Raw genomic sequence first — 26,475 nt, forward strand, 5'->3', positions numbered from 1 at the left:
CACCGACCACACACGCGTCCTGGGCGAGGACCACCCCCACACCCTGACCTCGCGCAACAACCTCGCAGACGCATACGAGTCAGCGGGCCGCCTCACCGAGGCCATCGCCCTATTCGAGCAAGTCCTCACCGACCACACACGCGTCCTGGGCGAGGACCACCCCCACACCCTGGCCTCGCGCAACAACCTCGCAGTCGCATACGGGTCAGCGGGCCGCCTTGAGGAGGCCATCGCCCTGTACGAGCAGGTCCTCACCGACCACACACGCGTCCTGGGCGAGGACCACCCCGACACCTTGACCTCGCGCAACAACCTCGCAAGCGCGTACCATGCGGCGGGCCGCCTCACCGAGGCCATTATGCGATGGCAGGCGGTCTGCGCCGACTGCCTGCGTATCCTCGGACCCGACCACCCGCTGACCGCGACGGTACGCGAGAACCTCGAAGCAGCCAAGCGCGAGCTCGAGCAACAAGCAGAGGACTCAGCAAACGAGGAGCGCGAGCAGGAGGACTAACTCACGAGGCGCAATCCACTAAAACACGCCGAGGGGCCGGAAGCTGTTGCTTCCGGCCCCCGCCGTTTGTGGGCCCTACCGGGCTCGAACCGATGACCTTCTGGGTGTAAACCAGACGCTCTAACCAACTGAGCTAAAGGCCCCACGCACGCGCCAATCTACCAGATCAGGCACGCACGGTCATCCGAAGCCGAGCGACACGACGCAGGACAGCGCCGCCCCACCCAGGCCTCGTCGACGAAACTAGCGACGCGAACGCGGACGCGCGGTCAAGCGCACACCCGCCCAGTCCTGCCCCAACGCCGTCGACGTCGTCGCGTGCAAGCCCGCGATCTCCGCGGCCTCCTCCACGTCGCCCACGCGCACCGAATTAGAACGCCCCGGCTTAGGAATCAAGACCCAAATCAAGCCCCCGTCATCCAAGTTCGACATGGCGTCCACCAGGACGTCCGCAAGATCCTCCTCCTCGGCGTCATCCGCGCGCCACCAGACGATCGCACCATCCACGACGTCCGCGTAATCGACGTCAACGAGCGGATGCCCCGTCTCCCCTTCAACCGCGTCACGCACACCCTGATCCACGTCGTCATCGACGTAGAACTCCTGCACGATCGCATCGGACGCAAAACCCAGGCTCACTGCCATCACGCAGCACCACCCATCAACGAGCTGGCGCTCAGTGTCATATCAACGTTCACGCCTTCATCCTAGGGCATGAAAGCAGGTCGAATGCAAGGGATAACACCAGCCGAAACAGCCCCGCACGGCATCACCCCTCTGACCAGCGCATTTACTCCCACACAACACAGCCATCAGCGGTGATATGCACCTCATACATGCGCTCACTAGCAAACGCTCGCAAAGCCACACCAGAAGTGGGACAATAGTCCCGATATGCGCGGTGTCGATCGAAGACACTGCCCACGAACGCTGCACGTCGCAGCTCCGAGTCAAGCGAGAAGGTACACCGTGAGCCAACTCCACGAGTCACGCCCCGTCGTCGTCAACGGACTGATCCCCCAAGTCCCCGACAACGACCCCCAGGAGACCGCCGAATGGGTCGAGTCCCTGACCGGACTCATCAACGAAAAAGGCGGCCCCCGCGCGCGCTACATCCTGCTGCACATGCTGGACGAAGCGCGCCGCAACGGCGTTCAACTCCCCCAGGAATACACCACCCCCTACGTCAACACCATCCCCGTTGACCAAGAACCGTACTTCCCCGGCGACGAAGCCATGGAACGCGAATACCGCCGCTGGATCCGCTGGAACGCCGCCGTCCAGGTCACGCGCGCCCAGCGCCCCGGCGTCAAGGTCGGCGGACACATCTCCTCCTACGCATCCGTCGCCACCCTCTACGAAGTCGGCCTCAACCACTTCTTCCGCGGCAAAGACCACCCCGGCGGCGGAGACCACGTCTTCTTCCAAGGCCACGCCTCCCCCGGCCCCTACGCGCGCGCCTTCCTCGAAGGACGCCTCTCCGAAGAAGAAATGGACGGCTTCCGCCAGCAGGTCTCCACCGCTCACGGCCTGCCCTCCTACCCGCACCCGCGCCAACTCGACCACTTCTGGGAATTCCCCACCGTATCGCTCGGCCTAGGGCCCGCCGAAGCCATCTACCAGGCGTGGTTCGACCGCTACCTGCACATGAACGGCATCAAGGACACCTCCCAGCAGCACACCTGGGCCTTCATCGGCGACGGTGAAATGGACGAACCCGAGTCCCGCGGCATGCTCCAGCTCGCCGCCCAGCAGCGCCTGGACAACCTGACCTTCGTCATCAACTGCAACCTGCAGCGTCTCGACGGCCCGGTGCGCGGCAACGGCAAGATCATCCAGGAGCTCGAGGCCTTCTTCAAGGGTGCCGGCTGGAACGTCATCAAGGTCATCTGGGGCCGTGGCTGGGACCAGCTCCTCGCCGCCGACAAGGACGACGCCCTCGTCCACGTCATGAACGAAACCCTGGACGGCGACTACCAGACCTTCCGCGCGAACGACGGCGCCTACGTGCGCGAGCACTTCTTCGGCCGCGACCCGCGCACCAAAGAAATGGTCAAGAACTGGACCGACGACCAGCTCTGGGAACTCAAGCGCGGCGGCCACGACTACCGCAAGGTCTACGCGGCCTACAAGGCCGCCATGGAGCACACCGGCCAGCCGACCGTCGTCCTCGCCCACACCATCAAGGGCTACGCGCTCGGCACGCACTTCGCCGGCCGTAACTCGACGCACCAGATGAAGAAGCTGACACTCGGGGACGCCAAGCAGCTGCGCGACCGCCTCCAGATCCCGATCACGGACGAAGAACTCGAACGCGACCCCTACATGCCCCCGTACTACATGCCGCCGGCCGACCACCCGGCCCTGCAGTACATGAAGGAGCGCCGCGAGATCCTCGGCGGCTGGGTGCCCGAGCGCCGCGCCGACCGTGCGCCCAAGCTCCCCACCCTGCCCACCCGCCCCTTTGAAGCGCTGTCCAAGGGCTCCGGCAAGCTCGAGGTCGCCACGACCATGGCGCTCGTGCGCCTCATCAAGGACCTCATGAAGGACAAGCAGGCCGGCAAGTACTTCGTGCCAATCATCCCCGACGAGGCCCGCACCTTCGGCCTGGACGCGATCTTCCCGTCGGCGAAGATCTTCAACACGACCGGCCAGTCCTACACGCCCGTCGACGCGGACATGATGCTGTCCTACCGTGAGTCCGAGCAGGGCCGCATCCTGCACACGGGCATCACCGAAGCCGGCTCGGCCGCCGCCTTCCAGGTCGTCGGCACGGCGTACGCCACGCACGACCTACCGATGGTGCCGATCTACATCTTCTACTCGATGTTCGGATTCCAGCGTACGGGCGACCAGTTCTGGGCCGCCGGCGACCAGCTCACCAAGGGCTTCGTCATCGGCGCGACCGCCGGGCGCACCACGCTCGCGGGCGAGGGCCTGCAGCACATGGACGGCCACTCTCAGGTCCTGGCCGCCACCAACCACGCGTTTGTGTCCTACGACCCGGCCTACGCCTACGAGATCCGCCACATCATGGCGGACGGCCTGCAGCGCATGTACGGTGATGCGGGCGGCCGCGACCCGAACGTCATGTACTACATCACCGTGTACAACGAGCCGATCCACCAGCCGGCCGAGCCGGAGAACGTGGACGTCGAGGGCATCGTCAAGGGCATCTACAACGTCGATGAGCACCAGAACTTCGGTGGCCCCAAGGCTCAGCTGCTCGCCTCCGGCGTCGGCGTGCCGTGGGCGCGCGAGGCCCGCGAGCTGCTGGCCCGCGACTGGGGCGTGGACGCCGCCGTGTGGTCCGTGACCTCGTGGAACGAGCTGCGCCGCGACGGCCTGGACGCCGAGGAGCACAACTTCCTGCACCCCACCGCACCGCGCCGCACGCCCTACGTGTCGGCCAAGCTCGCGGGTCGCGAGGGCCCCTTCGTGGCGTCCTCGGACTTCGACCGTATGCTGCCCGACCAGATCCGTCAGTGGGTCCCCGGCGACTACCACGTGCTCGGTGCGGACGGCTTCGGTTTCTCAGACACGCGCCGTGCTGCCCGCCGCTGGTACCACATCGACGCCGAGTCGATGGTCGTGCGCACACTGGCTGCCCTCGCCGACAAAGGCCAGGTCGACCCGTCGGTCGTCGGCCAAGCGATCGCGAAGTACGACCTGTTCAACTACGCCATCGCAGGCTCAGATCACGCCGGCGAGGAGTGAGCGCCGCTAGGCGCCTCTTCCTCCACCGAAGCGCCTAACGACAACTGACGGGGCCGGGGTTCCCACGCGGGTTCCCCGGCCCCGCGCCGTCGTGAATTGGCCACGCCGCCCGTTCAAGCATGGGATGAACCCGCCACTCCCCGGTGAGAGGAGGACAATAGGACCATGCTCGTTCCCTACGACGCTGAGAAGTTCTATTACGGCTTTCCCGTCTACGTCCTGGCCTATCCCGATGAGGAAGTGGGAGTCGGCATCACGACGGGATCCTCGTCGTATTCGCTCGGCCAGATGGTGATGATCGGCTGCGACTCCACCACGCACGCCGCACGCTCGATCAAGCGCTCGGGCGTGTGTTCGCTCAATCTTTTCGGAGCCGAGGCCATGGGCTTATTCGAGTACGCGGGCACCGTCTCGGGTGGGCACAAGCTCGCCGACGCGCGCGTTCCATCAAGCGACCACGACGGCATCCCCGTCCTCGACGATTCCCAAATGAGCCTCCTGTGCCGCGTCCTAGAGGCCACGGAGGACGGCACCTACACGCATTTCCGCTGCGAGATCATCCAGCGTCTCGTTGACTCCCCACTCATCGACGAGCAAGGCCGCTTCCGCTACGAGGAACTGCACGCCGTCGAATACGTGGGTGATGCCCGCAGACGCATCTACCGTTACTTCTCGGACCGGGTGGAGCGCTTCGGCACCTTCGTCCGCCCCTTCAAGGAATCCCTCCTGCCCTAGCGGCGGCGTCAAACGACGAGGCCGTGGCCCACGCGGGTTCCCCGGCCTCGTCGATTCACAACGGCACCACGGAGGGCTTATTCCTCCTCACTGCCCGCATACTTCGGGTGCGCGAGGTTCTCAGGGGAGAGAATACGCTCCACCTCGGACTCGGAGAGAAGTTCCATCTCGTGGATCACCTCACGGATCGTCTTACCCTCGGCCGCAGCCCGCTTACCGACGACGTCGCCCAGGTGGTGGCCGATCACGTCGTTAAAGTAGGTGACGATGCCGATGGAGTTCTCCACGTAGGAGCGGCACACTTCTTCGTTCGCCGTGATTCCCGTGACGCAGCGCTCACGCAGCGTATCGCAGGCGTTGACCAACAGGTTGATCGACTCAATAAGGGCCTGAGCGATGACAGGTTCCATGACATTGAGCTGAAGTTGGCCGGCCTCGGCCGCCATGGTGACGGTCTGGTCGTTGCCGATCACCTTGAAGCACACCTGGTTAACCACCTCGGGAATCACAGGATTGACCTTCGCCGGCATGATCGATGAACCAGCCGCCATCTTCGGCAAGTTGATTTCGTTGAGGCCAGCTCGCGGACCCGACGCGAGCAGACGCAGATCGTTGCAGACCTTCGATAGTTTCACCGCGCTGCGCTTAATCGTGGCGTGCATGGACACGTAGGCACCCGTATCGGATGTCGCTTCGAGCAGGTCCGGGGAGCCGACAACACGCGCTCCCGTGATGCGACGCAGGTGGCGCACAACAACCTGTTGGTAGCCGTCCGGAGTGTTCAGGCCCGTGCCGATCGCGGTGGCACCCAAGTTCGTCTCCAGGAGCAGTTCCGCGTTGTTGACAAGGCGTTCGTCCTCCTCACGCAGCGTGTGCGCGAACGCAGAGAACTCTCTGCCCAGCGACATCGGGACGGCGTCCTGGAGCTGCGTGCGTCCCATCGTCAGGATGTTACGGAACTCCGCGCCTTTCTCATCAAAAGCGTCGGCAAGCTCGTCGATGGCCTTGCGCAGGCGATTCACCTTGCGCCACAGGGCGATGCGGAAGGCCGTCGGGTAGGCATCGTTCGTCGACTGTGAGCGGTTAACGTGATCGTTTGGATTAATGACGTCGTAGCGCCCCTTAGGCTCCCCCAGAATCTCGAGTGCAAGATTCGCGATGACCTCGTTCGCGTTCATGTTCACGGAGGTTCCTGCGCCGCCCTGGAACTGGTCGACGGGGAACTGATCCATGCAGCGACCGTTTTCGATGATCTCATCGCACGCGGCGATAATTGCCTCAGCCTTCACAGGCTTCATCGCCTTGAGTTGCATGTTTGCTAAGGCGCATGCCTTTTTCACTTGCGCGAATGCGCGAATCAATTCGGGTGCTTCATTGATAGTTCGGCCAGAGATCTGATAGTTCTCAATGGCTCGTAGTGTGTGGATGCCCCAATACGCGTCATCAGGTACTTCGCGTGTGCCGAGCAGGTCCTCTTCGGTGCGGGTCAACGTCGTTCCTTCCGTAGGAGTGTAGCCGGGGACTCCCCGGCGATCCGCCTCCATGGTAGGCCGGAAGTCCTTGACTGTCAGGAACTTTACGAATCTCGGGAAGGTCCTTGACGCTACCCTAACGAGCGCTTGCGTCAGTCATGACAAGCACCATTCGCGACGGCGCCCAGTAGGTCCCCGAGAGTCTGCCACCCCTCGATCTGTGCGTCGCTGAAGCCCACCTTCGCCTCGCGTTCGACGCGCGCAACGACGGCGTACAGCGCCACGTCGTCCATGTCCAGGTCCCGTCGCAGCGTCAGCTCAGCGCGGGCATCCGCTGGGTCTATGCCGCTTTCATCGAGAACAGCCTCCATGGCCGTTTCGCGTGCTCGTTCCTCCGCGGTCGCGCTCTCCCCCATCGCGTCGATAGACGAGGCCTGGGCAGGGCTGACAGCATCGCCATCCGGCGCGGGATCGACCAGCTGCGCTAAGCCTGCACGCAGCTGGTCGCCCAACAGGTCAGCGATGGACCCCATCAGCCCACCCTGTTGTTGAGCCAGCGCACGGGCGCTCCAGCTCCGGCATGGCGGAAAGACTCCAGCTCGTCATCCCAGGCCTGGCCGAGCGCCAGGTCGAGGCCCTCGCGCAGTTCCTGGTAGTTGGTGGCGGACTTCATAGCGGCACGGATACGATCCTCCGGGACTACCACGTTACCGACGGTGTCCATCTGCGAGTGGAAGATACCCAGCGAAGGAGTATGACACCAGCGACCGCCGTCGCTCGAGGCCGTGGCTTCCTCCGTCACCTCGTAGCGCAGGTGTTCCCATCCGCGCAGAGCAGACGCCAAACGAGCGCCCGAGCCGATCGGTCCCACCCACGAAAACTCGCAGCGAACCATGCCCGGCGCCGCTTCCTGATCCGACCATTGGAGGCGAACCTCCTGGCCGAGCGCGGTACCCAGCGCCCACTCGATGTGCGGGCACAGAGCGGGCGGTGTTGAGTGCACGAAAAGTACACCGCGGGTGTATGACCCTCTCATTGTTCCTCCTGTTGGCTTTGTCAGGATCGTCTTCCCCTACGTCCTAGGTAGCCGCGAGTAGCAATGAACTGTGCCTAATCGGCACACACGATGTATTTACAGGATAGTGGAACGCGCCGAACAATGCACTCCATTGTTCGGCACGTTCTCACGCTATGACCGCTGGGACTAGCTCAGAAGCCAGCTTTGCGAATGTCTCGCAGCGCCTTCTTTCGAGTCGGGCGATCCAGACGATCGATGTAGATGTGGCCGTCCAGGTGGTCGCACTCGTGCTGGATGCAGCGAGCCATGAGCTCCTCGCCCTCGACGACAACCTTCTTGCCGTCCAGGTCTGTGCCTTCGCAGCGCGCATACCAGGCACGCTCGGTCGGGTACCACAGGTCAGGGACCGACAGGCAGCCCTCGTCTCCGTCCTGGTACTCATCTTCGCTCAGTGCGACGATGCGGGGGTTGAGTACGTAGCCGATGTCCCCGTCGATGTTCCAGGAGAAGGCACGCAGGCTCACGCCGATCTGGTTGGCGGCGAGACCCGCGCGCCCGTCCATGTCGACGCCCTCGAGCAGGTCCTCGACGAGAGCCTTCACGCTCGGCGTGATCTCCGTGATCGGGTCACACACGGTGCGCAGAACCGGGTCGCCGATAATGCGGATGGGACGAATAGCCATGTCACTCCCCCTTCAGGGCCGCCGCGTGGGCCTCGCGCAGTCGCTCGACGGCCTCCTCGACGGGCACCACCATCGTCTCACCGGTGGCGCGCACGCGGATCTCGACCTGGCCGTCGGCCAGCGACCGGCCCACGACCAGACCGAAGGGCACGCCCACGAGCTCGTAATCCTTGAACTTCACGCCCGCGCTGACCTTACGGCGGTCGTCCACCAGGACATCCAGGCCGGCCGCGTCAAGCTGCTCGCCCAAAGACTGTGCGGTCTCGAAGACCTCGTCGCCCTTGCCGGTGGCCAGGACGTGCACGTCGAAGGGCGCAATCTGCGCGGGCCAGCTCAGGCCCTTGTCGTCGCAGTTCGCCTCAGCCAGGGCCGCCATGACGCGGGTGACGCCGATGCCGTAGGAACCCATGGTCACGACCTGGGTCTTGCCGTTCTCGTCGAGGACGGTCAGGCCCAGGGCCTTGGCGTACTTGCGGCCCAGCTGGAAGATGTGGCCGATCTCGATGCCACGCTCCAGATGGAGGGGACCCGAACCGTCGGGGGCCAGGTCACCCTCGCGCACCTCGGCGGCCTCAATCGTCCCGTCAGCCGTGAAGTCGCGGCCCATGACCAGGTTCAGGACGTGACGCTGCTCGGCGTTCGCGCCCGTCACCCAGGCGGTTCCCTCAACGACGCGGGGATCGACCAGGTAGCGCACGGAACCGGAGGCGTTACCTTCCTCATCCACAACGCGCTTCGGCGAGTTGGGGCCCAGCACCGTGGGGCCGATGTAGCCGCGCACCAGCTCGGGGTGCGGCTCGAAATCCGAATCCGACGCCATCTCGACCTCGGCGGGGGCCACCGCGGCCTCGAGGCGCTTCATGTCGACGTCGCGGTCGCCGGGCACGCCCACGACGAGGAGCTCACGCTGCCCGTCCGGGTGGGTGAGCGTCACGACGACGTTCTTCAGCGTGTCGGCAGCGGTCCAGGGACGATCATCGCGCGGGTACGAAACGTTGAGCAGATCGACGAGCGCCTCGATCGTGGGGGCATCGGGCGTGGGGACCTCCACGGGCGCGGGCACGCCGGACGCATCGACGGCCTCGGGGACAGGAGTCGTCACGGCCTCGGCGTTGGCAGCGTAGCCGCCCGGGGACGCCACGAACGTATCCTCGCCGATCGGCGAAGGATGCAAGAACTCCTCCGAGCGAGAACCGCCCATCGCGCCACTCATCGCGGAAACAATGACGTAGCGCAGGCCCAGACGCTGGAAAATGCGCTCGTAGGTGTCACGCTCAGCCTGATAGGAGGCGTCCAAGCCCTGGTCGTCAATGTCGAAAGAGTAGGCATCCTTCATGACGAACTCGCGGCCGCGGATCAGGCCAGCGCGGGGGCGCGCCTCGTCGCGGTACTTCGTCTGAATCTGGTAGAGCGTCGCGGGCAGGTCCTTGTACGAGGAGTACATGTCCTTGACCAGGAGGGTGAACATCTCCTCGTGGGTGGGAGCCAGCAGGTAGTCGCCGCCCTTACGGTCATTGAGCTTGAACAGCGTCGGGCCGTACTCCTCCCAGCGGTTCGTCGCCTTGTAGGGCTCGGCGGGGATCAGGCCCGGGAAGTGCACCTCCTGAGCGCCCATCGCGTCCATCTCCTCACGAACAATCGCCTCGATCTTGCGTAGCGTGCGCAGACCGAGAGGAAGCCAGGTGTAAATACCCGGAGCACAGCGGCGAACATAACCGGCGCGAACCAGAAGCTTATGCGAATTGACTTCGGCGTCGGCCGGGTCTTCACGCAGGGTCCGCAAGAAGAAAGTCGAGAGATTTCGAAGCATGGTCCAAGAGTACGGCACGCGCGGCTTTGAAGGCCAGCGGCACAGCCGTGTCAACACGCATCAGGGCGCCACCCCTCAGATCAGAGCACCGGCCCCCAGCTCTCGCTCGCGCGCATGCGGGTGGGCCGCATAATAGCGACGCGCCATCCAGCCCGGGTACGCCCACTCAGGAAGCCCACCCAGGTACAGGGATTGAATCGCAACCGCAATCATGACGCCAAAGAGGCCGAGCAGCAGCGCGCACGACCCCGTCGTGTCGGTGCCAGCAACCTCGTGACTCACCAGGTGGGCGGTCACGAACCACACGAGGGAGAGAAGAGGCACGAGCGGCCATACAACACGGTTCACTTCCGCGTTGGTCGATCCACCGCGCAAATCCAGGCGCATCGCGACACGCCTTGCGCTCGCAAAAAGCCCCGACCATACCCATGCCCACAAGAGCGCAATGAGTAGACCAACAACGGCGAGCAGCGCGGCGGAACTGAGGACCATCCCATCCCCCTCCTTCTAAGAGCGCAACATCCCCATCGGCGTTGCGTGTAGTTCGATACTACAACACCGCGGGGATGAGCGCGCCATCCGAGGAGCAGTGGCATCGAGCGAGTCAGGCGCCGGACACGTGCGCCACGCACGCGTCGCGCAAATCTCGCAGCATGGACAGCGACGAAAGCGACTCTGCGGCAACACCGGCCCACACAAGCGCGCGTTCGCGCCCGAAGGCCTGGTGACGCTCGCGAATATGAAGCAAGGTGCGTGAAGGAGACAGGGGCAGCAGGGCAATCACGCACGTTCCCGAGGCCGGGGCTCCCTCGGGTGCAGAGGGTGCGGCCACCCGCATAAGGACGTGGTCCCCGTCCTCAATGTCGATGATCGTTGACTCATCCGCAGGCTCGAAGGCATGCCCCAACACATCCCACACAACGGAAGCGGGGGCATCAATTGAGACTCCGCGATCAACGACGACATTCGCGCCCGGAAGCAGCAGATCACCGGGCAGCGACACGTCAGCCTGCGATGCCGTCAGGCCAATGCGACGCGGGAATCCACTCGCTGCCAGAGCGCACGCGCCGCCGAGCAGGGACAGACACACAAAAGTACGAAAACGCATCGGAAATTCCTTAGAGTTCTCAGCAGTCAATGCCCGGAAGCTTAACATCGGGAGTGGCGATGGGGGCAACCTCAACGGTACCCGACCCGGGTTCGAGGCCAAGTTCTTCAGCCAGCGCGTTTGCGCGACGGATCAGTGTTTCGACGATCTGATCCTCGGGAACGGTCTCCACGACCTCGCCACGGATAAAAATCTTACCCTTGCCGTTGCCGGACGCAACACCCAGGTCGGCCTCACGTGCCTCGCCCGGACCATTGACGACACAACCCATGACGGCCACGCGCAGCGGAACACTCAAGTCCTTCAACCCCTCGGTGACGTTTTCGGCCAACGTCCACACGTCCACCTGGGCGCGTCCGCACGACGGGCAGGACACAATTTCGAGTGTCTTATCGCGCAGGCCCAAAAACTCCAGCATCTTGGTGCCCACCTTCACCTCCTCGACGGGAGGGGCGGACAGGGAAACACGGATCGTGTCACCAATGCCCTCGGCGAGCAGGATCGAGAAAGCAGACACGGACTTGATGGTGCCTTGGAAAGCCGGACCAGCCTCCGTCACGCCCAGGTGCAACGGCCAATCCCCCGCCTCCGACAACATGCGATAGGCCTGGACCATCGTCAGCACGTCGTGGTGCTTGACCGAGATCTTGAAGTCGTGGAAATCATTCTCCTCGAAGAGGGAAGCCTCCCAGATTGCCGACTCAACCAAGGCCTCGGGCGTGGCACGACCGTACTTCTTCAGCAGGCGCGGATCCAACGATCCCGCGTTCACGCCGATACGCAACGAAACACCGTGATCAGAAGCAGCCTTGCAAATGTCCTTCACCTGGTCGTCGAACTTGCGAATATTGCCCGGGTTCACGCGCACGGCGCCGCAGCCCGCCTCGATCGCCTGGAACACATACTTCGGTTTGAAGTGGATGTCCGCGATGACGGGGATACGGGACTGCTTCGCGATAATCGGCAGCGCCTCGGCATCCTTATCCGTCGGGCACGCCACGCGGACAATGTCACAGCCCGCGGCAGTCAGCTCCGCAATCTGCTGCAGCGTCGCGCCAACATCATGCGTCTTCGTCGTCGTCATGGACTGAACAGACACAGGCGCGCCCCCGCCCACAGGAACATCTCCCACCATCAGGCGATGCGTCTGCTTGCGCGGAAACGGCGACGAAGCCACTGAAGGCATACCAAGATTGATTTCACTCACCCGCCCATTATCGCGCACCCGGGCGATTCCTTCCCACGCGGACGGCAGCCACGTGGGAAGGGTCGCTTTCCCCACTCCCACCACAGCGGGCGCGACACCCGCTTAGCCAATCGAAACGGGCTTGACGATGTCAGCGACGATCAACACCACACTCATAGCAACAAGCAAACCCCCAACCACCCACGTGAGGGGAACCAGCCGAGCTGTGTCGGCGGGACCAGGATCCTGTGCGCCGCGCACACGCGCAACCTGGCGCCGTACACCCTCATAGACAGCGCCCAGGATGTGTCCACCATCCAACGGTGGCAACGGGATCAAATTAAAAACGAAGAGCGCCATGTTCAACGACGCGAGCAAACTCAGTAGAACAGCTATCACCTGACGAGTGTCACGCAAACCCAACGCCTGCGAATCACCGGTTACTTCTCCAGCCATACGGCCCACGCCCACGACCGACACAACGCCACTCGCGTCACGCTGCTCATCAGTGAACACCGAGCGAGCCACCTGCCACACAGCCTGGGGCAAACGCACAACAACCGAAGCCGTTCCAGTGAACATCTGCCAGTCAGCGTGGATGACATCCGCGGGCGAGGCCGACACATACTCGTAGCTCGCTGTCACACCCACGTAACGCGCACCCTGGGCGCCCGTCACCGGCGTGACCGTGAGATCCACGCGTCCACCGTCACGCTCAACCGTCAGAGTCGCGGACTCGCCCTCGGGGGTCGCGCCCACGGCCTGCTGAAGCTCCGCGAAGGTAGTGACCGGCTGCCCGTTCCACGCCTCCACCGTGTCCCCGGGACGCACCCCCGCCTCGTAGGCAGGAGAAGCAACCTCACCAGAGGACGTAGAGATTGTCGCTGGCACGGCCGCAATGGTGCGCGAGGCGGTGGGGGCACCGATCCCGATCATCGTCACGGCGCTGAGCACAATCGCGATCAGCAGGTTCATGAGGGGCCCGCCCAGCATCACGACAATCTTCTTGGGCGCACTGAGCAGGTAGAACGCGCGATGCTCCTGCCCCTCGGGGATCTCCTCCGCCGAGGCCTCGCGAGCCTCCTGAGCGAGCGTCGGCTTACCGCCCCGCCCCACCAGGCGCGTGCCCGGGCGCGCCGGCGCGTACATGCCGACGATCTTCACATAGCCGCCAAGCAGAATCGCACGCAGCGCGTACGTCGTATCCCCGATCTTCTTCTTCCACAGGGCCGGACCAAAACCAACCGCATAATCCGGCACCAGGACGCCGAACTTCTTAGCGGGCAGCATGTGCCCCACCTCGTGCAACGCCACCGACGCCAAAATCCCCACGATGATGACGACGATACCGACGATAGAACCCACGCTCACAAATCCTTCCATTGGCCAGCCGCGACACACTCGCGTGCGCGCCGATCCGCCCAGCGCTGCACGGCCACAATATCCTCCATCGAGGGGTCCGCGACCCCCTCATGCTCACCCACGACCGCTGAGACGGTGTCGACGATCGCGAGCCACGGAACGATGCCCTTGATGAAGGCGTCGACCATCACCTCATTCGCGGCGTTGAGCACCGCAGGGTGCGTAGCCGAGGCGCCCACGGCAAAGCGCGCCAGATCAATCGCCGGGAACGTCTGGTCATCCACCGGCTCAAACGTCCACCGCGAGGGATTGCCCCACGTCAGGGGCTCCTCCACGCCATCGAGGCGCTCGGGCCACGTCAGCCCCAACGCGATCGGCAAGCGCATATCCGGAGGGGAGGCCTGCAGCGTCGTCGCCCCGTCGCGCCACGTGACCATCGAGTGCACGATCGACTGCGGGTGAACCGTCGCCACAATATGCTCCGGCTCCACGTCAAAAAGCAAGTGGGCCTCGATCAGCTCCAGACCCTTGTTGATGAGCGTGGAGGAATTAATCGTCACCACCGGCCCCATGTCCCAGGTCGGGTGAGCCAGCGCCTGCGCCGCGCGCACCCCGCGCAGCTGGTCGCGCGTACGACCGCGGAAAGGCCCGCCCGAAGCAGTCAGAACCAGGTCAGCGACCTCCGAGCGCCCCGACACCACCGGCGACGTCAGTCCGCGCTCATGCACGCCCGAAGCCAGGGCCTGCGCGATCGCCGAGTGCTCCGAATCCACCGGAACGATCTGCCCCGGGAAACGCATCGCGTTCTTCACCAGCGCGCCGCCCACGACCAGCGACTCCTTGTTCGCCAACGCCAGGCGGGCGCCGCAGCGCAGCGCCGCGAGCGTCGACGACAACCCCACGCCACCCGTAATGCCGTTGAGGACCACGGGAGTCGCGCTCGGATACAGCTCCTCCGCACGCTGCACCGAAGCACACACGACCTCGACCGAGGCGTCCTCGCCGACGAACACCTCCGGGCACGTGCCGCCCATCGACTCCACGGCAGCAGCCAGTTCCGCGCGCACGTCTCGAGCCACACCGACGAACGCGGGATTCAAGGCAAGGACCTGCGCGGCAAGCTCGGCGATCGACGAACCGCCAGCGCTCACACCCAACACGTCGAAACGGCCCCGGTTCGCTTCGATGACCTCGCGGGCCTGCGTGCCGATCGAGCCGGTCGAGCCCAGCAGAACAACGGGGATGGGATCCACCCCGAACACGTGATGGTCAGACATCAGTCGACCGCGAGCAAGATCTCGATCGCGCGCCCCAGGTAGGCGTCCACCGGCCCCTCGGCGTAGGCCTTCTTGCCACGCTTAGGGCGGAAGGTCGCCATGCGAATCTCATTCGCAGTCAGCTCCCCGGCCTCGTCGAAGTAAGCGGCAATGCGGTCAAGCAAATCATCTACCGCCTCGCAGTCATAACCGCGCCCACTAGTGGGATGAGCAAAACGCTCCCCGCGGGGGCGCTGAAGGCGCGGATACAGAGTAGTCGCGCGATCAGCGATACGGTCATACCATGCAGCCTCACCCTCAACCGCCACAGAATCAGCGCGGTCACGGTTAACGAACGCCGCCTCCAAGCGATTCATCGCGCCGTCCACAGCCTCAATGTCGTAACCACGGCGTGTGAGTTCGAACGTCGCCAAACGAACCTGCTCCGCGCTGAACTGCTCGGGAGGAACACCACCCTCGTACGCCCGGCGCGCATCCTCAAAGAACGCATCAACCTGACCGCGGTGGTAGCCCTTCGAGAAAAAACCAACCTTAGGGAACTCAGTCATCATTGCTCCTTACCTTGAGTCATGGAACGAAGAATCTCATCGACAGCCTCCTGGGTGCCAAACTGCGCGGCCACCTGATCCACAACAGTCGTGATCGGCGAATCGTCCACCAACGCATCACGCACGCGGTCAGCCTTGAAAGCCCCCGGAACGAGTGACGCGCCCACATCCGAGCTGTGAACGGGGACGACGAACGACTCGCGCGAGGGCATGGACACCGGAGCCGCCAGGGTCCCCGCCTGCTGTGCATCAGGAACGGGCACACCAACGTCAGGCGCAGGGACCCCGGCCACACTCGGGGGCTGGACGGATACGGACGGGGGCTGGACGGATGCGGACGGGGGCTGGACGGATGCGGACGGGGGCTGGACGGATGCGGACGAGGCCGCAGACGCCACTGCGAGCTTGCCCACACCAGCGGCCGAGGCATCAGCACTCGCGTCCCTGTCATCCTCTCGCTCGCCTTCCCACTCACGCGCACGATCCAGCCCACGTAAAACGCCAATCAGTCGATCAATCTCAGCATCGACTTGCTCCATGTCAAAGCCCCGGAACTTAACAGAAAACTCGATCTCCGTCGCTTTTTGAGCAGTCACGATGTGCTCGTCATCCGTCGCCTGACCCGCGAGAGTGCGCTCAACATCAGCGAGAAACGCGCGAACCTCGCTCATGTCGTACCCCTCACGTAAAAAAGTACGCGAAAACTCTGCCACCATCACACCTGCCCCTTTCCGGTGACCCGCTTACCCTGGGCCACCGCCGTTGCCAACTGACCACACGCACCATCAATATCAGACCCACGCGTATCACGGATAGAGGTCGCAATCCCGTTGTCGCGCAGACACTGAACAAACGCATCCTGAGCACGCCTGGTCGACGCCGTCCAAATGGAACCCGGCGTCGGATTTAAAGGAATCGGATTCACGTGAACCCAGCCATGGCCTCGTCTATTAAGCTCATCCGCCAACAACTGAGCACGCCACTCCTGATCATTCATGTCCTTAATAAGAGCGTACTCAATCGATACGCGTCGCCCCGTCGCCAAAAAGTAAGCGCGAGCAGCATCCAAAAGCTCCCCCACCTTCCACCGCGAATTGATTGGAATCAGCTCATCACGAAGGTCATCATCCGGGGCGTGCAAAGACACCGCCAGCGTCACCGCCAGCCCCTCCCGCGCCAGCTTCCTAATAGCAGGAACCAAACCAACCGTCGACACCGTGACGTTGCGAGCACTCATCCCAAAACCCTCGGGAGCCGGATCAATCAAGCGATGAAGCGCACCAACGACGGTCTTGTAGTTAGCGAGCGGCTCACCCATACCCATGAAAACAACGTTCGACAGCGTCGTAGGGCCGCCTGCCAGCACACCGTCACGGCACGAAGCCTGCGCATAACGAACCTGATCGACAATCTCAGCCGTCGACAAGTTACGGGTCAACCCCATCTGCCCGGTCGCACAAAACGGGCACGCCATCCCGCAGCCAGCCTGAGAGGAGACACACAGTGTCGTGCGGTGCGGGTAGCGCATCAGGACCGACTCAACCTGGGCTCCGTCATACAGACTCCACAGGTCCTTGATCGTTCGACCACCATCAGCCTGAAGTGAAACGACCTTCGACACCAGCACCGGCAGAAGCGCCTCACGCACCTGCGCGCGCATACCAGCTGGGATGTCACTCATCCGCTCCGGATCCGCCTCAAAGTGAGTGAAATAATGACGCGACAGCTGATCAGCCCTAAACGCCGGCAGTCCTAAGTCTTTCAGCACCTGCTTACGCCCAGCCGCATCCAAATCCGCCAAGTGCGACGGAGCTTTACCCCTGCGCTTAGCGGTAAAAGACAGAACAGGCTTAGCGCCCTCATGCGTCGCACCCTCCGGCGGCTGGTCCGTCGGACGGACCTCGCGGCGTGTCCCCCGGCGGGACGCAGACGAGGCTGCGGCAACGTCGGAATCAAAACCCTGCGGTGCGCGGCACCCCTTAGTCAACTGGCTCAATGACTGGACTCCCAAGAAATACCCGGCAGCGCCCACGCAAAAATGAAGTAAGCGACCGGCGCACTCATCAGCAGCGCGTCCACTCGGTCGAGAACACCACCATGCCCAGGCAGAAGCTGCGACATGTCTTTGAGGCCAGCCTCACGCTTCACAAGAGACTCCGTCAGGTCTCCCATCGTTCCAACGAAAGCAATCGACACGCCAGCAATAATGCCCCACCACCAGGCGGCACCCAGCAGCCACAGACCGACGCACCCAACGCCGACAGCAGTCAATGCGGAACCCGCGAAACCCTCCCACGACTTCTTCGGAGACAACGCAGGAGCCATCGGATGCTTCCCGAACATCACTCCGGCAGCCCAGCCGCCCGTATCGTTGGCAATGACCATCAGTTCGAAGACCACGAAGACCCACGGATTACGCCACGCAGCCAGCATCAACACGACAAACGAAGCCAAGAAAGGCACGTACACGGCGGTGAACGTCGTCGAAACGACATCGCTCATGCGCGACGCACGGCGCCGATCGAGCAATCTCCACGCCGCACAGACGAACACAGTGATATACAGGGCGAAAAGCATACCCTCGCTGCCCAGCCACCAGGCACACGTCACCATACCGATCGCGCCCACGTACAGAGGAGTCACAGCCAGGGTGATGCCCATGCGCGCGAACGCACCCGCCAACTCCCAAATGCCAATCAGGCAGACAAAACCGATCACCCCGACGAACGCAGAAAGCGACGTAAACAGGGGGACCGCAACGGCGGCGATCAGGACAACAGCCGTTGTGATCGCCTGCGTAAGATTACGCCCGGCCTTCCCCGTCGCCCCACTCGCGGGATGATCGTCGCGTGTGGGGCCCGGGGAGAAAATGCGAGCAAGCAGTGAAGGATCCGTTGACGCCATCAGATCGTCAGCAATTCGCTTTCCTTCGTCGCGAGCATCTTGTCGATTTGCTCCGTGTGTGACTTCGTCATCGCATCAAGGTTCTTCTCTGCGCGCTCAACATCGTCCTCAGAAGCCTCGCCATCCTTCTTCAGACGATCAAGCTGATCCTTTGCCTTGCGGCGCACACCGCGCACAGAAACACGGCCTTCCTCTGCCTTGCTCTTAGCCTGCTTCACGTACTCTTTACGGCGCTCCTCAGTGAGGGCGGGCAGGACCACGCGCACGACATTGCCGTCATCCGTGGGGTTCACACCCAGGTCGGACTCGCGCAGCGTGCGAATGATCTCCTGTGTCGCAGTGCGGTCAAAGGGAGAGATCAGGACCGTACGAGCCTCAGGAATCTGGAAACTCGCGAGCTGTTGCATCGGTGTGGGCGCGCCGTAGTAGTCCACCGGCAACTGCTCGAACATCGCGGATGTCGCTCGTCCCGTACGAATGTTCGTAAACTCGTGCCTGGCCGACTCGACAGCCTTGTCCATCTTGTCCTCAGCCTCGAGGAGAATATCGTCGATCACTATGTGCTCCTTAACGTCAGTGGTCTGTGAAGGTTATATCACGCCGTCACTAGGGTACCGATTTCAGCGCCCATCAGCGCGCGGGTGACGGCTCCGTCACCGCTCATACCGAAGATACGCGTCGTGAGTCCATTATCTCGACACAGAGCCAAAGCCGATCCGTCGATCACCTTCAGGTCACGACGCAACGCTTCCGAGTAGGTCAGCGTGTCAAAACGATGCGCGTTGGGGTTCTTATTCGGGTCGTCATCATAGACGCCGTCCACACCGTTCTTGGCAACCAGCAGTTCATCACAGTGAATTTCCAAGGCACGTTGAGCTGAGACGGTATCCGTCGAGAAGTAGGGCAGGCCAGCGCCTGCGCCGAACACGACAACGCGGTCCTTCTCCAGGTGACGAATCGCCCGCAGCGGTAGGTAGGGTTCAGCAACCTGCGCCATCGTGATCGCAGTCTGGACGCGCGCAGGAACACCGGCCTGGTCGATAAAGTCCTGCAGGGCGAGAGCGTTCATCACGGTTCCGAGCATGCCCATGTAGTCCGCGCGGGAACGCTCGAGGCCCTCACGCGCCAGCTGCGCCCCACGGAAGAAATTGCCTCCCCCGACAACAATCGCGACCTGCACGCCCTCACGCACCGCCGTGGCCACCTGCTCAGCAATGTTTCGCACGACCTTGGGATCCAAGCCGATCGACCCACCTCCGAATGCCTCTCCGGAAAGCTTGAGCAAAACGCGGCGCTTCGTCGACATGACGCTTCTCCTTTATGACGGCCCAGGGCGGGCGGAACGGTTCGGAACCATACTACCTGGTAAAAGGGAAGCGGCCCCGCCGTTAGGCGGAGCCGCTTCCAACTGTCAGCAAGCTGACGAGAGACTCATATCAGGCGCCAACGTGCACGCGCACGAAGTTGGTCACCGTTGCACCGGCCTCCTTCAGGACCTGGCCGACGGACTTTGAAGGGTCACGCGCGAAAGCCTGGTCGACAAGGCAGTTGTCCTTGAAGAACGCGTTCAGGCGCCCCTGAACGATCTTGGGAACGATGTTGGCGGGCTTGCCTTCCTCAAGCGTGATCTTCTCGAGGGTGGCGCGCTCCTTGTCGAGCACGTCGGCCGGAACCGAATCGCGGTCAAGGTACGCGGGCATGTAGGCAGCGACGTGCATCGCGATGTCGTGCGCAACGGACTTGCCAGCGGCATCGGTGACGACGAAGACGCCAACCTGCGGGGGCAGGTCGGGGTTCGTCTGGTGCAGGTAGAGGTCGACGTTCTCGCCCTCAACGCGCACGATACGGCCAACCTGCAGCTTCTCGCCGATAACGGCGGCGAAGGCGTCCAGGCGATCCTTGACGGTGCCCTCACCCATGGGTGCGGCGAGCAGCGCGTCCAGGTCGGCGGCACCGGAAGCGACCGCGGCGGCCAGGACCTCGTTGGAGAAGTCAATGAACTTCTGGTTCTTGGCGACGAAGTCGGTCTCGGAGTTGACCTCGACCAGCACGCCGACGGTGCCGTCGGTCTGAGCGGCCAGCAGGCCGGCGGAGGCCTGGCGGCCCTCGCGCTTGGACAGGGACTTCAGGCCCTTCAGGCGGATGATCTCGAGAGCCTTCTCGGCGTCGCCGTCAGCCTCGGTCAGAGCCTTCTTGACATCCATCATGCCGGCGCCGGTCTGCTCACGCAGCGCCTTCACATCTGCAGCGGTGAAATTCGCCATCGGATGATTCCTCTCAGTAAAAACTTCAGTCCTGCTTGGTGGCCGACTCTTCGGCGACCTCGGCGGCGACAGCTTCGTCAGCCTGAATCTCGCCCTCGAGGAGCTCGCGCTCCCACTCGGCCAGCGGCTCAGCGGCGGTCTCTTCGCCCTTGCCTTTGCGCACGTCGGAACGGGCGATGAGGCCCTCGGCGACGGCGTCGGCGACCACGCGGGTCAGCAGGGAAACGGCGCGGATGGCGTCGTCGTTGCCGGGGATACGGTAATCGACCTCGTCCGGATCAGCGTTGGTGTCGAGGATAGCGACGATCGGGATGCGCAGCTTGCGAGCCTCAGAAACCGCGAGGTGTTCCTTCTTGGGGTCGACAATCCACACCGCCGAGGGAACCTTGGTCATGTCGCGGATGCCGCCGAGCGTGCGCGAGAGCTTGTCCTTCTCGCGGCGCATCATGAGCAGTTCCTTCTTGGTGTGACCGGAGGAGGCCACGTCGTCGAAGTCGATCTGCTCGAGTTCCTTCAGGCGCTGCAGACGGGTGGCAACAGTCGAGAAGTTGGTGAGCATGCCGCCGAGCCAACGGTGGTTCACGTAGGGCATGCCGACGCGCTGGGCCTGCTCGGCCACGGCTTCCTGGGCCTGCTTCTTGGTGCCGACGAAGAGCAGGGTGCCACCGTGGGCGACAGTCTGCTTCACGAAGTCGAAAGCAATGTCGATGTCAGCAATGGTCTGCTGCAGGTCGATGATGTAGATGCCGTTGCGCTCGGTGAGGATGAAGCGCTTCATCTTCGGGTTCCAACGGCGAGTCTGGTGACCGAAGTGGACACCGGACTCGAGGAGCTGACGCATGGTAACGATCGCCATGGTTCGTCCTTTCCCCGCAAGTCGCGAGTGATCAGTGGGGTCTCCCCCGGGTTTATCGGTTTTCTGTGCGCTTGGCGCACCCTGGTGCCATGACCAGCGACCATCCCCGAAGGGACCGAAGCCGCCACGCCTCGCTGCCTTCTCGGTTTCGTGCGGACAGCGATAAATGGCACGCGAAGTCACCTGCACAAGGCAAGTGCCCAACAATGTTACCGCACAGGCACTCGTTGTCTGATCACGGGAGGGGTGTGAGTGTGCTGACTTTCACGTCGATGAACGAGGCGTGGGTTGGTTGTCTCCGTCATGCACAGTCGGAAGTGGGCATTGACCGCTATCCACAGGGACCCGGACCTGTCGCAGCCTGTGCACAGGCTTACTCGTTCGGGTGGATTCGGCCTGGTGGCGAACGCAGAGTGAAGAGATGAGTTCATTACGTTGTTACCACCGTCGGCTGAGCGCTGTCCTCGCCGCATGTGTGTCGTGCTGTCTCTTGCTTGTCGTGTGCATGCCCGCCCGATCTGCGCGCCGTGGTGAGCGCTGGCAGTGGCCGAGCGGCTCACCCGTTCCCGTTGTGTCCTCCTTCGCTGCGCCCGTCCACGATTGGTTGCCAGGTAGGCGCGGCGTCACCCTGGCATATCCGGGCGGCTCACCCGTGCACGCGTGTGATTCCGGCACGGTAACGTTTGCGGGCCAAGTGGGCGGACACTGGGTCGTCTCGATCCAGCACGATGTGCGCGGGCGCACCATTTGGTCGACATATCTTCCGGTAACGCCGAGCGTAAACGTCGGAGATACCGTCACGAAGGGCTCGCAGATCGGCCTCGTCGAGGAGGAATCGGAAACTCTGCACTGGGGAGCGAAAATCGGGCCGAAAACGTACGTCGATCCGATCCGCCTGACGGTGACAAGACCTCGGCTCCTCCCCTGGGACGGGTAGAGCCAGCGGACGCCTCAGGCGCGCGGATGAGCGCGCTGGTAGATTGCGCTCAGCCTGGCGGTGTCGACGTGCGTGTACCGCTGGGTTGTCGACAGCGACGCATGCCCCAGCATTTCCTGAACGGCACGCAGATCAGCCCCTCCCTGGAGGAGGTGAGTCGCCGTGGAATGCCTCAGCCCATGCGGAGCAATGTCGTGCACGCCCGCTCTAGCGGCCATTTTGTGGACCATTGTGCGTATGACACGCGGATCGATGCGCCCCCCTCGGTCTCCTAAGAACAACGCGTTACCACTGGTATCCCCCATGAGCTGAGGCCGACCGCGCACGAGCCAGTGATCAAGCGCCCGAGCCGCTGGAGGACCGTAGGGCACCACCCGTTCCTTGTTCCCCTTCCCAAGGACGCGCACTGTCAGCGCATCACGGTTCAGTGAGGACACGTCAAGGGCACACACCTCGGAGACACGAAGTCCGCACGCGTAGGTTAGCTCGAGGATCGCCCAGCTTCGTATTTTGGCAGGGCTGCCACCGAGTGCTTCGTCGCGTGCCGTATTAATGAGGGCGCGCGCGTCCGATTCGTCGAGAGGCACCGGCAGACGCTGGTCGGCACGCGCACTCGTGAGCGCCGCCGCAGGGTCGTTGGCCAGGATTTCCTCCCGCACCGCCCACGCTGTGAAATTACGGATGGCAGCAGTGTGGCGAGCGATCGTTGAGCGGGCACCCCCTCTGGTCAGCGTGTCTGCTAGCCACGAACGGATGCGACGCTGCGTGAGCACTGCTCGAAGCTGAACGACCGACGCATCCGGGCTAAGCCCGAGGAATTCCAGGAGCGAACGCAGGTCCCCCAGATAGGCGTCCACGGTATGCTCGCTCATCCGACGGCTCAGGCGCAAGTATCTCCCCCACTGATCGCCAACGGACTCACTCATGCGCTCATCCTACGGTGTCAGGTCCCGGTCTGCGTGCCCACCCACGGGTCGAACTCGTGACAAGTCCGGCCACTGACAGGTCCATCAGGGCGCGATTAACTTCGCCTCGTTCGAGTCCCGCGGACACGCAAATCGCCGCCACGTCAGCCGGCGAACTACGAGGCAGTGCCTCCCACACGCGACGCGGAATGGAAGCCAGCGCGCTGATTCCGCGGTCCTCCTCAACCGGCATACCAAACAGAGGTGTCTCGCTATCGACCGAAATGGGACCGGCCAGTTCCGCGGCGTCTTTCCCGTCACGAATGATCGTCGCGCCGTTACGCGCCAGCTCGAGGCATCCCACCGACATGGGGGCATCGACGGCCCCTGGAACGGCTCCCAGCTCGCGTCCACTAACCATTGCCCAGCGTGCCGTTGCGAGAGCACCTGATCGTGCCCCGGCCTCGACAACGATCGTTGCGGCACTCCAGGCCGCGATAAGCCTGTTACGAGTGAGGAAACGCCACTTCGCGGGTCTGGCCGTGGGAGACACCTCGGAGATGAGCGCCCCTCCGCCCGCGATCATCGCGCGGAAGTCCTCCGTGTGACTCGCCGGGTAAGGGTTGAGGACACCACCGGCCAGGATGCACACCGTCGCACCGCCACCCGCAAGCGCGCCGCGGTGTGCTTCGATGTCGATACCAATAGCTCCTCCCGATACGACGGTGTAGCCGACGCGCGCCAGGTGGTAGGCAATGTTGCGCGCGCACCTGCCCCCCGCTCCTGTCGAGGCGCGAGCGCCGACGATCGACACATGTCCGTCACTCCGGGCGCTTTCAGGTAGGGTTCCGAGCACCCACAGGCCGAGAGGTTCGTTGTCTCCGAGGCACGACAGCTGCGAAGGCCACCGAGGATCGGAGGGGGTGATCAGGGAACCGCCGACGCGCTCGATGCGCGCAAGGTCGCGGTCGGCATCGACCGACAATGCTCGCTCGCGCCACCGACCCCATTGGTGGTGCCAGTCAACGTGTCCGTAGGCGTTCAATTCGCGGGGCACGCCTTTCCAATCGTTCTGGAGCCATTCGCGTCCCGCACGGTCTCCGAGCAGAGTGCGCACGACACGTGCTGAGTTTTCGGCTGGTTCGGCCACGGCAGACCACCAGGCGGCCTCCCATGTGTGAGCGTCATGTGTCATGATCGTGTCCGTTCCGCAGCTGTTGCGCTGCAACGATATGGTCGAGTGTTGGGCGGCGGGTGCCTTCTAAGTCAGCCAGCGTCCATGCCAGGCGCAGCATGCGGTCAATGCCGCGCATCGACGACTCTCCGGCATCAACGAGTCGGTCAAGGTAGGCCACCAGGCCCGCATCGATGCCGCTGTGACGCCTGATCCACGCGCCTGGCAGCTGCGCGTTGCAGACCCACGGAGTCGCGGCAAGACGATGCCGCGAGCGTTCACGCGCCTCACAGACACGGCCTTTAATGGCGGCAGAATCGTGCACTGTGCCTACTGCCATATCGGCTCGCGTCGGAGTGTGCACGTCGATACGGATGTCCATGCGATCGAGCAGTGGGCCGGATAGGCGCGCCATGTATCGCCTCTTTGCAATGGAGGAACACGTACATCGTCGGCCGCCCTTGCGTCCTCCACACGGGCACGGGTTTGAGGCCATTACCAGTTGAAACGAGGCGGGGTAGCGCGTGTGGATTCCTGAGCGATGCAGGTTGACGACCCCCGTCTCGAGGGGTTCACGCAGGGAATCGAGGACCGAGGGAGCGAACTCCGCGGCTTCGTCGAGGAAGAGGATTCCGCCGTGGGCCAGCGAGGCTGCGCCCGGCGTGAGCGTGCGCGATCCTCCGCCGATGAGGGCCGCCATGGTGACGGAATGATGGGGGGCTTGGAAGGGCGGGTGTGTGACCAGACCGACACCAGCTGGTACTAGCCCTGCAACGGAATGCAGGGAGGTGGTCACCAGTGCGGTGTCCGGGTCAAGGTTCGGCAGGATCGTGGGAAGGCGCGAGGCCAGCATCGTCTTGCCAGAGCCGGGTTCTCCGAGGAGGAAGACGTGATGGCCCCCCGCTGCCGCGACTTCCATTGCTGCGACAGCCTCTGGTTGTCCACGTACATCCGCCATGTCGAGCGGAGGCTGCGCATCCACAGAGCGAACGACCTTGCGCGTTCCCATTCGTCCGCGGAACGGAGCTTTGAGCGCTTGTCCCCCACCCCAGGAGATCAGATCGGCCAGGTGCGAAAAGCTGATGACTTCGATACCGGTAACAAGATTTGCTTCGCTGGCGCATGAGGCTGGGACAATGACGCGGCGTACCCCGCGTGAGCGGGCGGCGAGCACAGCGGGTAGCACCCCGCGGACGGCTTGAATGCTGCCGTCCAGTGCGAGTTCACCGATGATCACACTGTCCTCGAAGGCCAGCGGAGAAACCAAGCCAGTGGCCAGCGCGATGGACGAAGCGATGGCCAGGTCAAAGCCCGATCCGGATTTGGGGATGCCAGCTGGAGAGAGATTGACGGTGATGCGTTGATCCAGCACGTCCAGGCCACACGATTCGAAAGACGCGCGCACTCGATCGCGAGCCTCACGAACCGACGTGTCCAGCAGGCCCACGAGTGTAAAGGCCACAAGCCCCGCCCCCGCGTAGGTTTCGACATCAACCAGGTGCCCTTCGATGCCGACGACACTGATTGAGTAGGTGCGGGCAAGACCCGGCCCGTTCATTGCACGCCTCGCAGCCATAAGGTATGTGCCCCACGTGTGCGCAGGTCCACGCCGGATCCCGGTGCTGTCGGCCAGTCGCGCAGTGCCCGCGCGTTAAGGGTCAAGGCGACAACGTCGATGCGGACCCGAGACCCGAGATGGCCTCGTTGCCGACACCACGCTCCAGTGAGCGCACGAAGACGAGCGACTTTACGTGGATCGACTGAGGCTAACGCGCTGCCCTTCCCCCGTCCCACCCGGGTGCGCACCTCAACTATCACCGTCCACGCTTGAGCCGAGTCAGTGTCGTCAAGTGCGATGATGTCGAGTTCACCTCGTCTTCCATCGCGCCAATTGCATTCCAGAACCCGCAGTCCAGCCTCTTCGATCATGAGGCGTGCCGTATACTCCCCGGCCGCGCCCAAGACCTTCCGATCGGGCCGTGTTGAGTATTCCATGTTCTCTCAC

Annotated in this window: 27 protein-coding genes and 1 tRNA gene; 4 read left to right on the plus strand and 24 right to left on the minus strand. The window is 63.5% G+C overall.

The genetic code is table 11. The features are described 5' to 3' along the window. On the plus strand, window positions 1-514 hold a 514-nt coding region (locus RYL44_RS01540), incomplete at its 5' end, for a tetratricopeptide repeat protein (RefSeq protein WP_314974872.1). A 69-nt stretch (window positions 515-583) separates the two neighbouring features. Here RYL44_RS01540 and RYL44_RS01545 read toward each other — a convergent pair. Both RYL44_RS01545 and RYL44_RS01550 read right to left on the minus strand, forming a co-directional pair. Further along, window positions 584-657 (minus strand) — tRNA-Val (locus RYL44_RS01545). 100 nt (window positions 658-757) lie between these two features. Further along, window positions 758-1,159, minus strand: a complete 402-nt coding sequence (locus tag RYL44_RS01550; RefSeq protein WP_073983219.1) for a DUF3052 domain-containing protein — start codon at window positions 1,157-1,159, stop codon at window positions 758-760. Window positions 1,160-1,483: 324 nt separating this feature from the next. Here RYL44_RS01550 and aceE point away from each other — a divergent pair, with 324 nt between their 5' ends. Both aceE and RYL44_RS01560 read left to right on the plus strand, forming a co-directional pair. Continuing rightward, on the plus strand, window positions 1,484-4,231 hold the full coding sequence (aceE, locus tag RYL44_RS01555; protein ID WP_314974873.1) for a pyruvate dehydrogenase (acetyl-transferring), homodimeric type: 2,748 nt from the start codon (window positions 1,484-1,486) through the stop codon (window positions 4,229-4,231). Between the two features lie 165 nt (window positions 4,232-4,396). Further along, the gene (locus RYL44_RS01560; protein ID WP_314974874.1) at window positions 4,397-4,966 is read left to right on the plus strand and encodes a flavin reductase; all 570 of its coding nucleotides are present in this window, start codon (window positions 4,397-4,399) and stop codon (window positions 4,964-4,966) included. A gap of 77 nt (window positions 4,967-5,043) precedes the next feature. On the opposite strand, the gene aspA is transcribed toward RYL44_RS01560, so the two are convergent. The 18 genes from aspA to rpsB all read right to left on the minus strand — a co-directional run bounded on the left by aspA (window position 5,044) and on the right by rpsB (window position 21,454). Next, window positions 5,044-6,456 (minus strand): aspartate ammonia-lyase, encoded by a 1,413-nt coding sequence (aspA, locus tag RYL44_RS01565; protein WP_073983217.1) that lies wholly within the window; start codon window positions 6,454-6,456, stop codon window positions 5,044-5,046. A 134-nt stretch (window positions 6,457-6,590) separates the two neighbouring features. Beyond that, window positions 6,591-6,971, minus strand: a complete 381-nt coding sequence (locus RYL44_RS01570; RefSeq protein ID WP_314974875.1) for an acyl carrier protein — start codon at window positions 6,969-6,971, stop codon at window positions 6,591-6,593. Then, window positions 6,971-7,474, minus strand: coding sequence for a DUF3145 domain-containing protein (locus RYL44_RS01575; protein WP_073983215.1), 504 nt, complete (start codon window positions 7,472-7,474; stop codon window positions 6,971-6,973). The genes RYL44_RS01570 and RYL44_RS01575 overlap by 1 nt, the downstream gene beginning before the upstream one ends. Window positions 7,475-7,647: 173 nt before the next feature. Further along, window positions 7,648-8,139 (minus strand): peptide deformylase, encoded by a 492-nt coding sequence (gene def / locus RYL44_RS01580; RefSeq protein WP_073983214.1) that lies wholly within the window; start codon window positions 8,137-8,139, stop codon window positions 7,648-7,650. A gap of 1 nt (window position 8,140) precedes the next feature. Next, entirely contained in the window at window positions 8,141-9,949 is a 1,809-nt protein-coding gene (locus RYL44_RS01585; protein WP_314974876.1) for a proline--tRNA ligase, read from the minus strand. Between the two features lie 75 nt (window positions 9,950-10,024). After that, a complete protein-coding gene (locus RYL44_RS01590; protein ID WP_073983212.1) occupies window positions 10,025-10,441 on the minus strand; it encodes a hypothetical protein in 417 nt (138 codons plus the stop codon). Window positions 10,442-10,553: 112 nt separating this feature from the next. Beyond that, window positions 10,554-11,057: a hypothetical protein gene (locus tag RYL44_RS01595; protein WP_073983211.1), complete on the minus strand. Its 504-nt coding sequence runs from the start codon at window positions 11,055-11,057 to the stop codon at window positions 10,554-10,556. 19 nt (window positions 11,058-11,076) lie between these two features. Beyond that, window positions 11,077-12,243, minus strand: a complete 1,167-nt coding sequence (ispG, locus tag RYL44_RS01600; RefSeq protein WP_314768290.1) for a flavodoxin-dependent (E)-4-hydroxy-3-methylbut-2-enyl-diphosphate synthase — start codon at window positions 12,241-12,243, stop codon at window positions 11,077-11,079. A 123-nt stretch (window positions 12,244-12,366) separates the two neighbouring features. After that, on the minus strand, window positions 12,367-13,608 hold the full coding sequence (locus RYL44_RS01605) for a M50 family metallopeptidase (RefSeq protein ID WP_073983210.1): 1,242 nt from the start codon (window positions 13,606-13,608) through the stop codon (window positions 12,367-12,369). A gap of 2 nt (window positions 13,609-13,610) precedes the next feature. Further along, window positions 13,611-14,882, minus strand: a complete 1,272-nt coding sequence (dxr, locus tag RYL44_RS01610) for a 1-deoxy-D-xylulose-5-phosphate reductoisomerase (protein WP_314974877.1) — start codon at window positions 14,880-14,882, stop codon at window positions 13,611-13,613. After that, window positions 14,882-15,430 (minus strand): DivIVA domain-containing protein, encoded by a 549-nt coding sequence (locus RYL44_RS01615; protein ID WP_276739120.1) that lies wholly within the window; start codon window positions 15,428-15,430, stop codon window positions 14,882-14,884. The genes dxr and RYL44_RS01615 overlap by 1 nt, the downstream gene beginning before the upstream one ends. Next, window positions 15,430-16,146, minus strand: coding sequence for a DivIVA domain-containing protein (locus RYL44_RS01620; RefSeq protein WP_314974878.1), 717 nt, complete (start codon window positions 16,144-16,146; stop codon window positions 15,430-15,432). Before RYL44_RS01620 ends, RYL44_RS01615 begins: the two co-directional genes overlap by 1 nt. Continuing rightward, window positions 16,146-17,426, minus strand: a complete 1,281-nt coding sequence (gene rlmN / locus RYL44_RS01625) for a dual-specificity RNA methyltransferase RlmN (protein ID WP_314974879.1) — start codon at window positions 17,424-17,426, stop codon at window positions 16,146-16,148. Before rlmN ends, RYL44_RS01620 begins: the two co-directional genes overlap by 1 nt. Further along, window positions 17,423-18,334, minus strand: a complete 912-nt coding sequence (locus RYL44_RS01630; protein WP_073983206.1) for a phosphatidate cytidylyltransferase — start codon at window positions 18,332-18,334, stop codon at window positions 17,423-17,425. The genes rlmN and RYL44_RS01630 overlap by 4 nt, the downstream gene beginning before the upstream one ends. Beyond that, window positions 18,334-18,891 (minus strand): ribosome recycling factor, encoded by a 558-nt coding sequence (gene frr / locus RYL44_RS01635; RefSeq protein WP_073983205.1) that lies wholly within the window; start codon window positions 18,889-18,891, stop codon window positions 18,334-18,336. Before frr ends, RYL44_RS01630 begins: the two co-directional genes overlap by 1 nt. A gap of 38 nt (window positions 18,892-18,929) precedes the next feature. Then, window positions 18,930-19,640 (minus strand): UMP kinase, encoded by a 711-nt coding sequence (gene pyrH, locus RYL44_RS01640; RefSeq protein WP_073983204.1) that lies wholly within the window; start codon window positions 19,638-19,640, stop codon window positions 18,930-18,932. Between the two features lie 130 nt (window positions 19,641-19,770). After that, window positions 19,771-20,598 (minus strand): translation elongation factor Ts, encoded by an 828-nt coding sequence (gene tsf, locus RYL44_RS01645; protein WP_073983203.1) that lies wholly within the window; start codon window positions 20,596-20,598, stop codon window positions 19,771-19,773. A 25-nt stretch (window positions 20,599-20,623) separates the two neighbouring features. Next, on the minus strand, window positions 20,624-21,454 hold the full coding sequence (gene rpsB, locus RYL44_RS01650; RefSeq protein ID WP_073983202.1) for a 30S ribosomal protein S2: 831 nt from the start codon (window positions 21,452-21,454) through the stop codon (window positions 20,624-20,626). Between the two features lie 505 nt (window positions 21,455-21,959). Here rpsB and RYL44_RS01655 point away from each other — a divergent pair. Then, the gene (locus RYL44_RS01655) at window positions 21,960-22,391 is read left to right on the plus strand and encodes a M23 family metallopeptidase (RefSeq protein WP_314974880.1); all 432 of its coding nucleotides are present in this window, start codon (window positions 21,960-21,962) and stop codon (window positions 22,389-22,391) included. A gap of 14 nt (window positions 22,392-22,405) precedes the next feature. On the opposite strand, the gene RYL44_RS01660 is transcribed toward RYL44_RS01655, so the two are convergent. From RYL44_RS01660 to RYL44_RS01675, 4 genes are read right to left on the minus strand one after another with little or no spacing between them, the layout of a single operon-like run. After that, entirely contained in the window at window positions 22,406-23,317 is a 912-nt protein-coding gene (locus RYL44_RS01660) for a tyrosine recombinase XerC (RefSeq protein ID WP_314974881.1), read from the minus strand. Between the two features lie 4 nt (window positions 23,318-23,321). Next, complete coding sequence (gene dprA, locus RYL44_RS01665; protein ID WP_276739104.1) at window positions 23,322-24,491, minus strand: DNA-processing protein DprA; 1,170 nt, start codon at window positions 24,489-24,491, stop codon at window positions 23,322-23,324. Next, window positions 24,481-26,028: a YifB family Mg chelatase-like AAA ATPase gene (locus RYL44_RS01670; RefSeq protein ID WP_276739102.1), complete on the minus strand. Its 1,548-nt coding sequence runs from the start codon at window positions 26,026-26,028 to the stop codon at window positions 24,481-24,483. The genes dprA and RYL44_RS01670 overlap by 11 nt, the downstream gene beginning before the upstream one ends. Continuing rightward, window positions 26,025-26,465 carry a YraN family protein gene (locus RYL44_RS01675; RefSeq protein ID WP_276739100.1) on the minus strand — a complete coding sequence of 147 codons (441 nt, stop codon included), beginning with the start codon at window positions 26,463-26,465 and terminating at the stop codon, window positions 26,025-26,027. Before RYL44_RS01675 ends, RYL44_RS01670 begins: the two co-directional genes overlap by 4 nt. Window positions 26,466-26,475: the final 10 nt, after the last annotated feature.

The organism is Actinomyces bouchesdurhonensis (assembly GCF_963540955.1).
Classification (GTDB): domain Bacteria; phylum Actinomycetota; class Actinomycetes; order Actinomycetales; family Actinomycetaceae; genus Pauljensenia; species Pauljensenia bouchesdurhonensis.

Coding starts and splice junctions, on each gene's coding strand:
- RYL44_RS01630 (WP_073983206.1), bottom strand. CDS start 18,334: ATGGCGTCAACGGATCCTTCACTGCTTGCTCGCATTTTCTCCCCGGGC.
- ispG (WP_314768290.1), bottom strand. CDS start 12,243: ATGCCTTCAGTGGCTTCGTCGCCGTTTCCGCGCAAGCAGACGCATCGC.
- def (WP_073983214.1), bottom strand. CDS start 8,139: ATGGCTATTCGTCCCATCCGCATTATCGGCGACCCGGTTCTGCGCACC.
- pyrH (WP_073983204.1), bottom strand. CDS start 19,640: ATGTCGACGAAGCGCCGCGTTTTGCTCAAGCTTTCCGGAGAGGCATTC.
- dprA (WP_276739104.1), bottom strand. CDS start 24,491: ATGACACATGACGCTCACACATGGGAGGCCGCCTGGTGGTCTGCCGTG.
- RYL44_RS01550 (WP_073983219.1), bottom strand. CDS start 1,159: ATGGCAGTGAGCCTGGGTTTTGCGTCCGATGCGATCGTGCAGGAGTTC.
- RYL44_RS01570 (WP_314974875.1), bottom strand. CDS start 6,971: ATGGGGTCCATCGCTGACCTGTTGGGCGACCAGCTGCGTGCAGGCTTA.
- RYL44_RS01655 (WP_314974880.1), top strand. CDS start 21,960: ATGCCCGCCCGATCTGCGCGCCGTGGTGAGCGCTGGCAGTGGCCGAGC.
- RYL44_RS01595 (WP_073983211.1), bottom strand. CDS start 11,057: ATGCGTTTTCGTACTTTTGTGTGTCTGTCCCTGCTCGGCGGCGCGTGC.
- RYL44_RS01560 (WP_314974874.1), top strand. CDS start 4,397: ATGCTCGTTCCCTACGACGCTGAGAAGTTCTATTACGGCTTTCCCGTC.
- RYL44_RS01575 (WP_073983215.1), bottom strand. CDS start 7,474: ATGAGAGGGTCATACACCCGCGGTGTACTTTTCGTGCACTCAACACCG.
- dxr (WP_314974877.1), bottom strand. CDS start 14,882: ATGTCTGACCATCACGTGTTCGGGGTGGATCCCATCCCCGTTGTTCTG.
- RYL44_RS01585 (WP_314974876.1), bottom strand. CDS start 9,949: ATGCTTCGAAATCTCTCGACTTTCTTCTTGCGGACCCTGCGTGAAGAC.
- RYL44_RS01670 (WP_276739102.1), bottom strand. CDS start 26,028: ATGAACGGGCCGGGTCTTGCCCGCACCTACTCAATCAGTGTCGTCGGC.
- RYL44_RS01675 (WP_276739100.1), bottom strand. CDS start 26,465: ATGGAATACTCAACACGGCCCGATCGGAAGGTCTTGGGCGCGGCCGGG.
- rpsB (WP_073983202.1), bottom strand. CDS start 21,454: ATGGCGATCGTTACCATGCGTCAGCTCCTCGAGTCCGGTGTCCACTTC.
- RYL44_RS01615 (WP_276739120.1), bottom strand. CDS start 15,430: ATGACTGAGTTCCCTAAGGTTGGTTTTTTCTCGAAGGGCTACCACCGC.
- RYL44_RS01620 (WP_314974878.1), bottom strand. CDS start 16,146: ATGGTGGCAGAGTTTTCGCGTACTTTTTTACGTGAGGGGTACGACATG.
- RYL44_RS01590 (WP_073983212.1), bottom strand. CDS start 10,441: ATGGTCCTCAGTTCCGCCGCGCTGCTCGCCGTTGTTGGTCTACTCATT.
- RYL44_RS01660 (WP_314974881.1), bottom strand. CDS start 23,317: ATGAGTGAGTCCGTTGGCGATCAGTGGGGGAGATACTTGCGCCTGAGC.
- tsf (WP_073983203.1), bottom strand. CDS start 20,598: ATGGCGAATTTCACCGCTGCAGATGTGAAGGCGCTGCGTGAGCAGACC.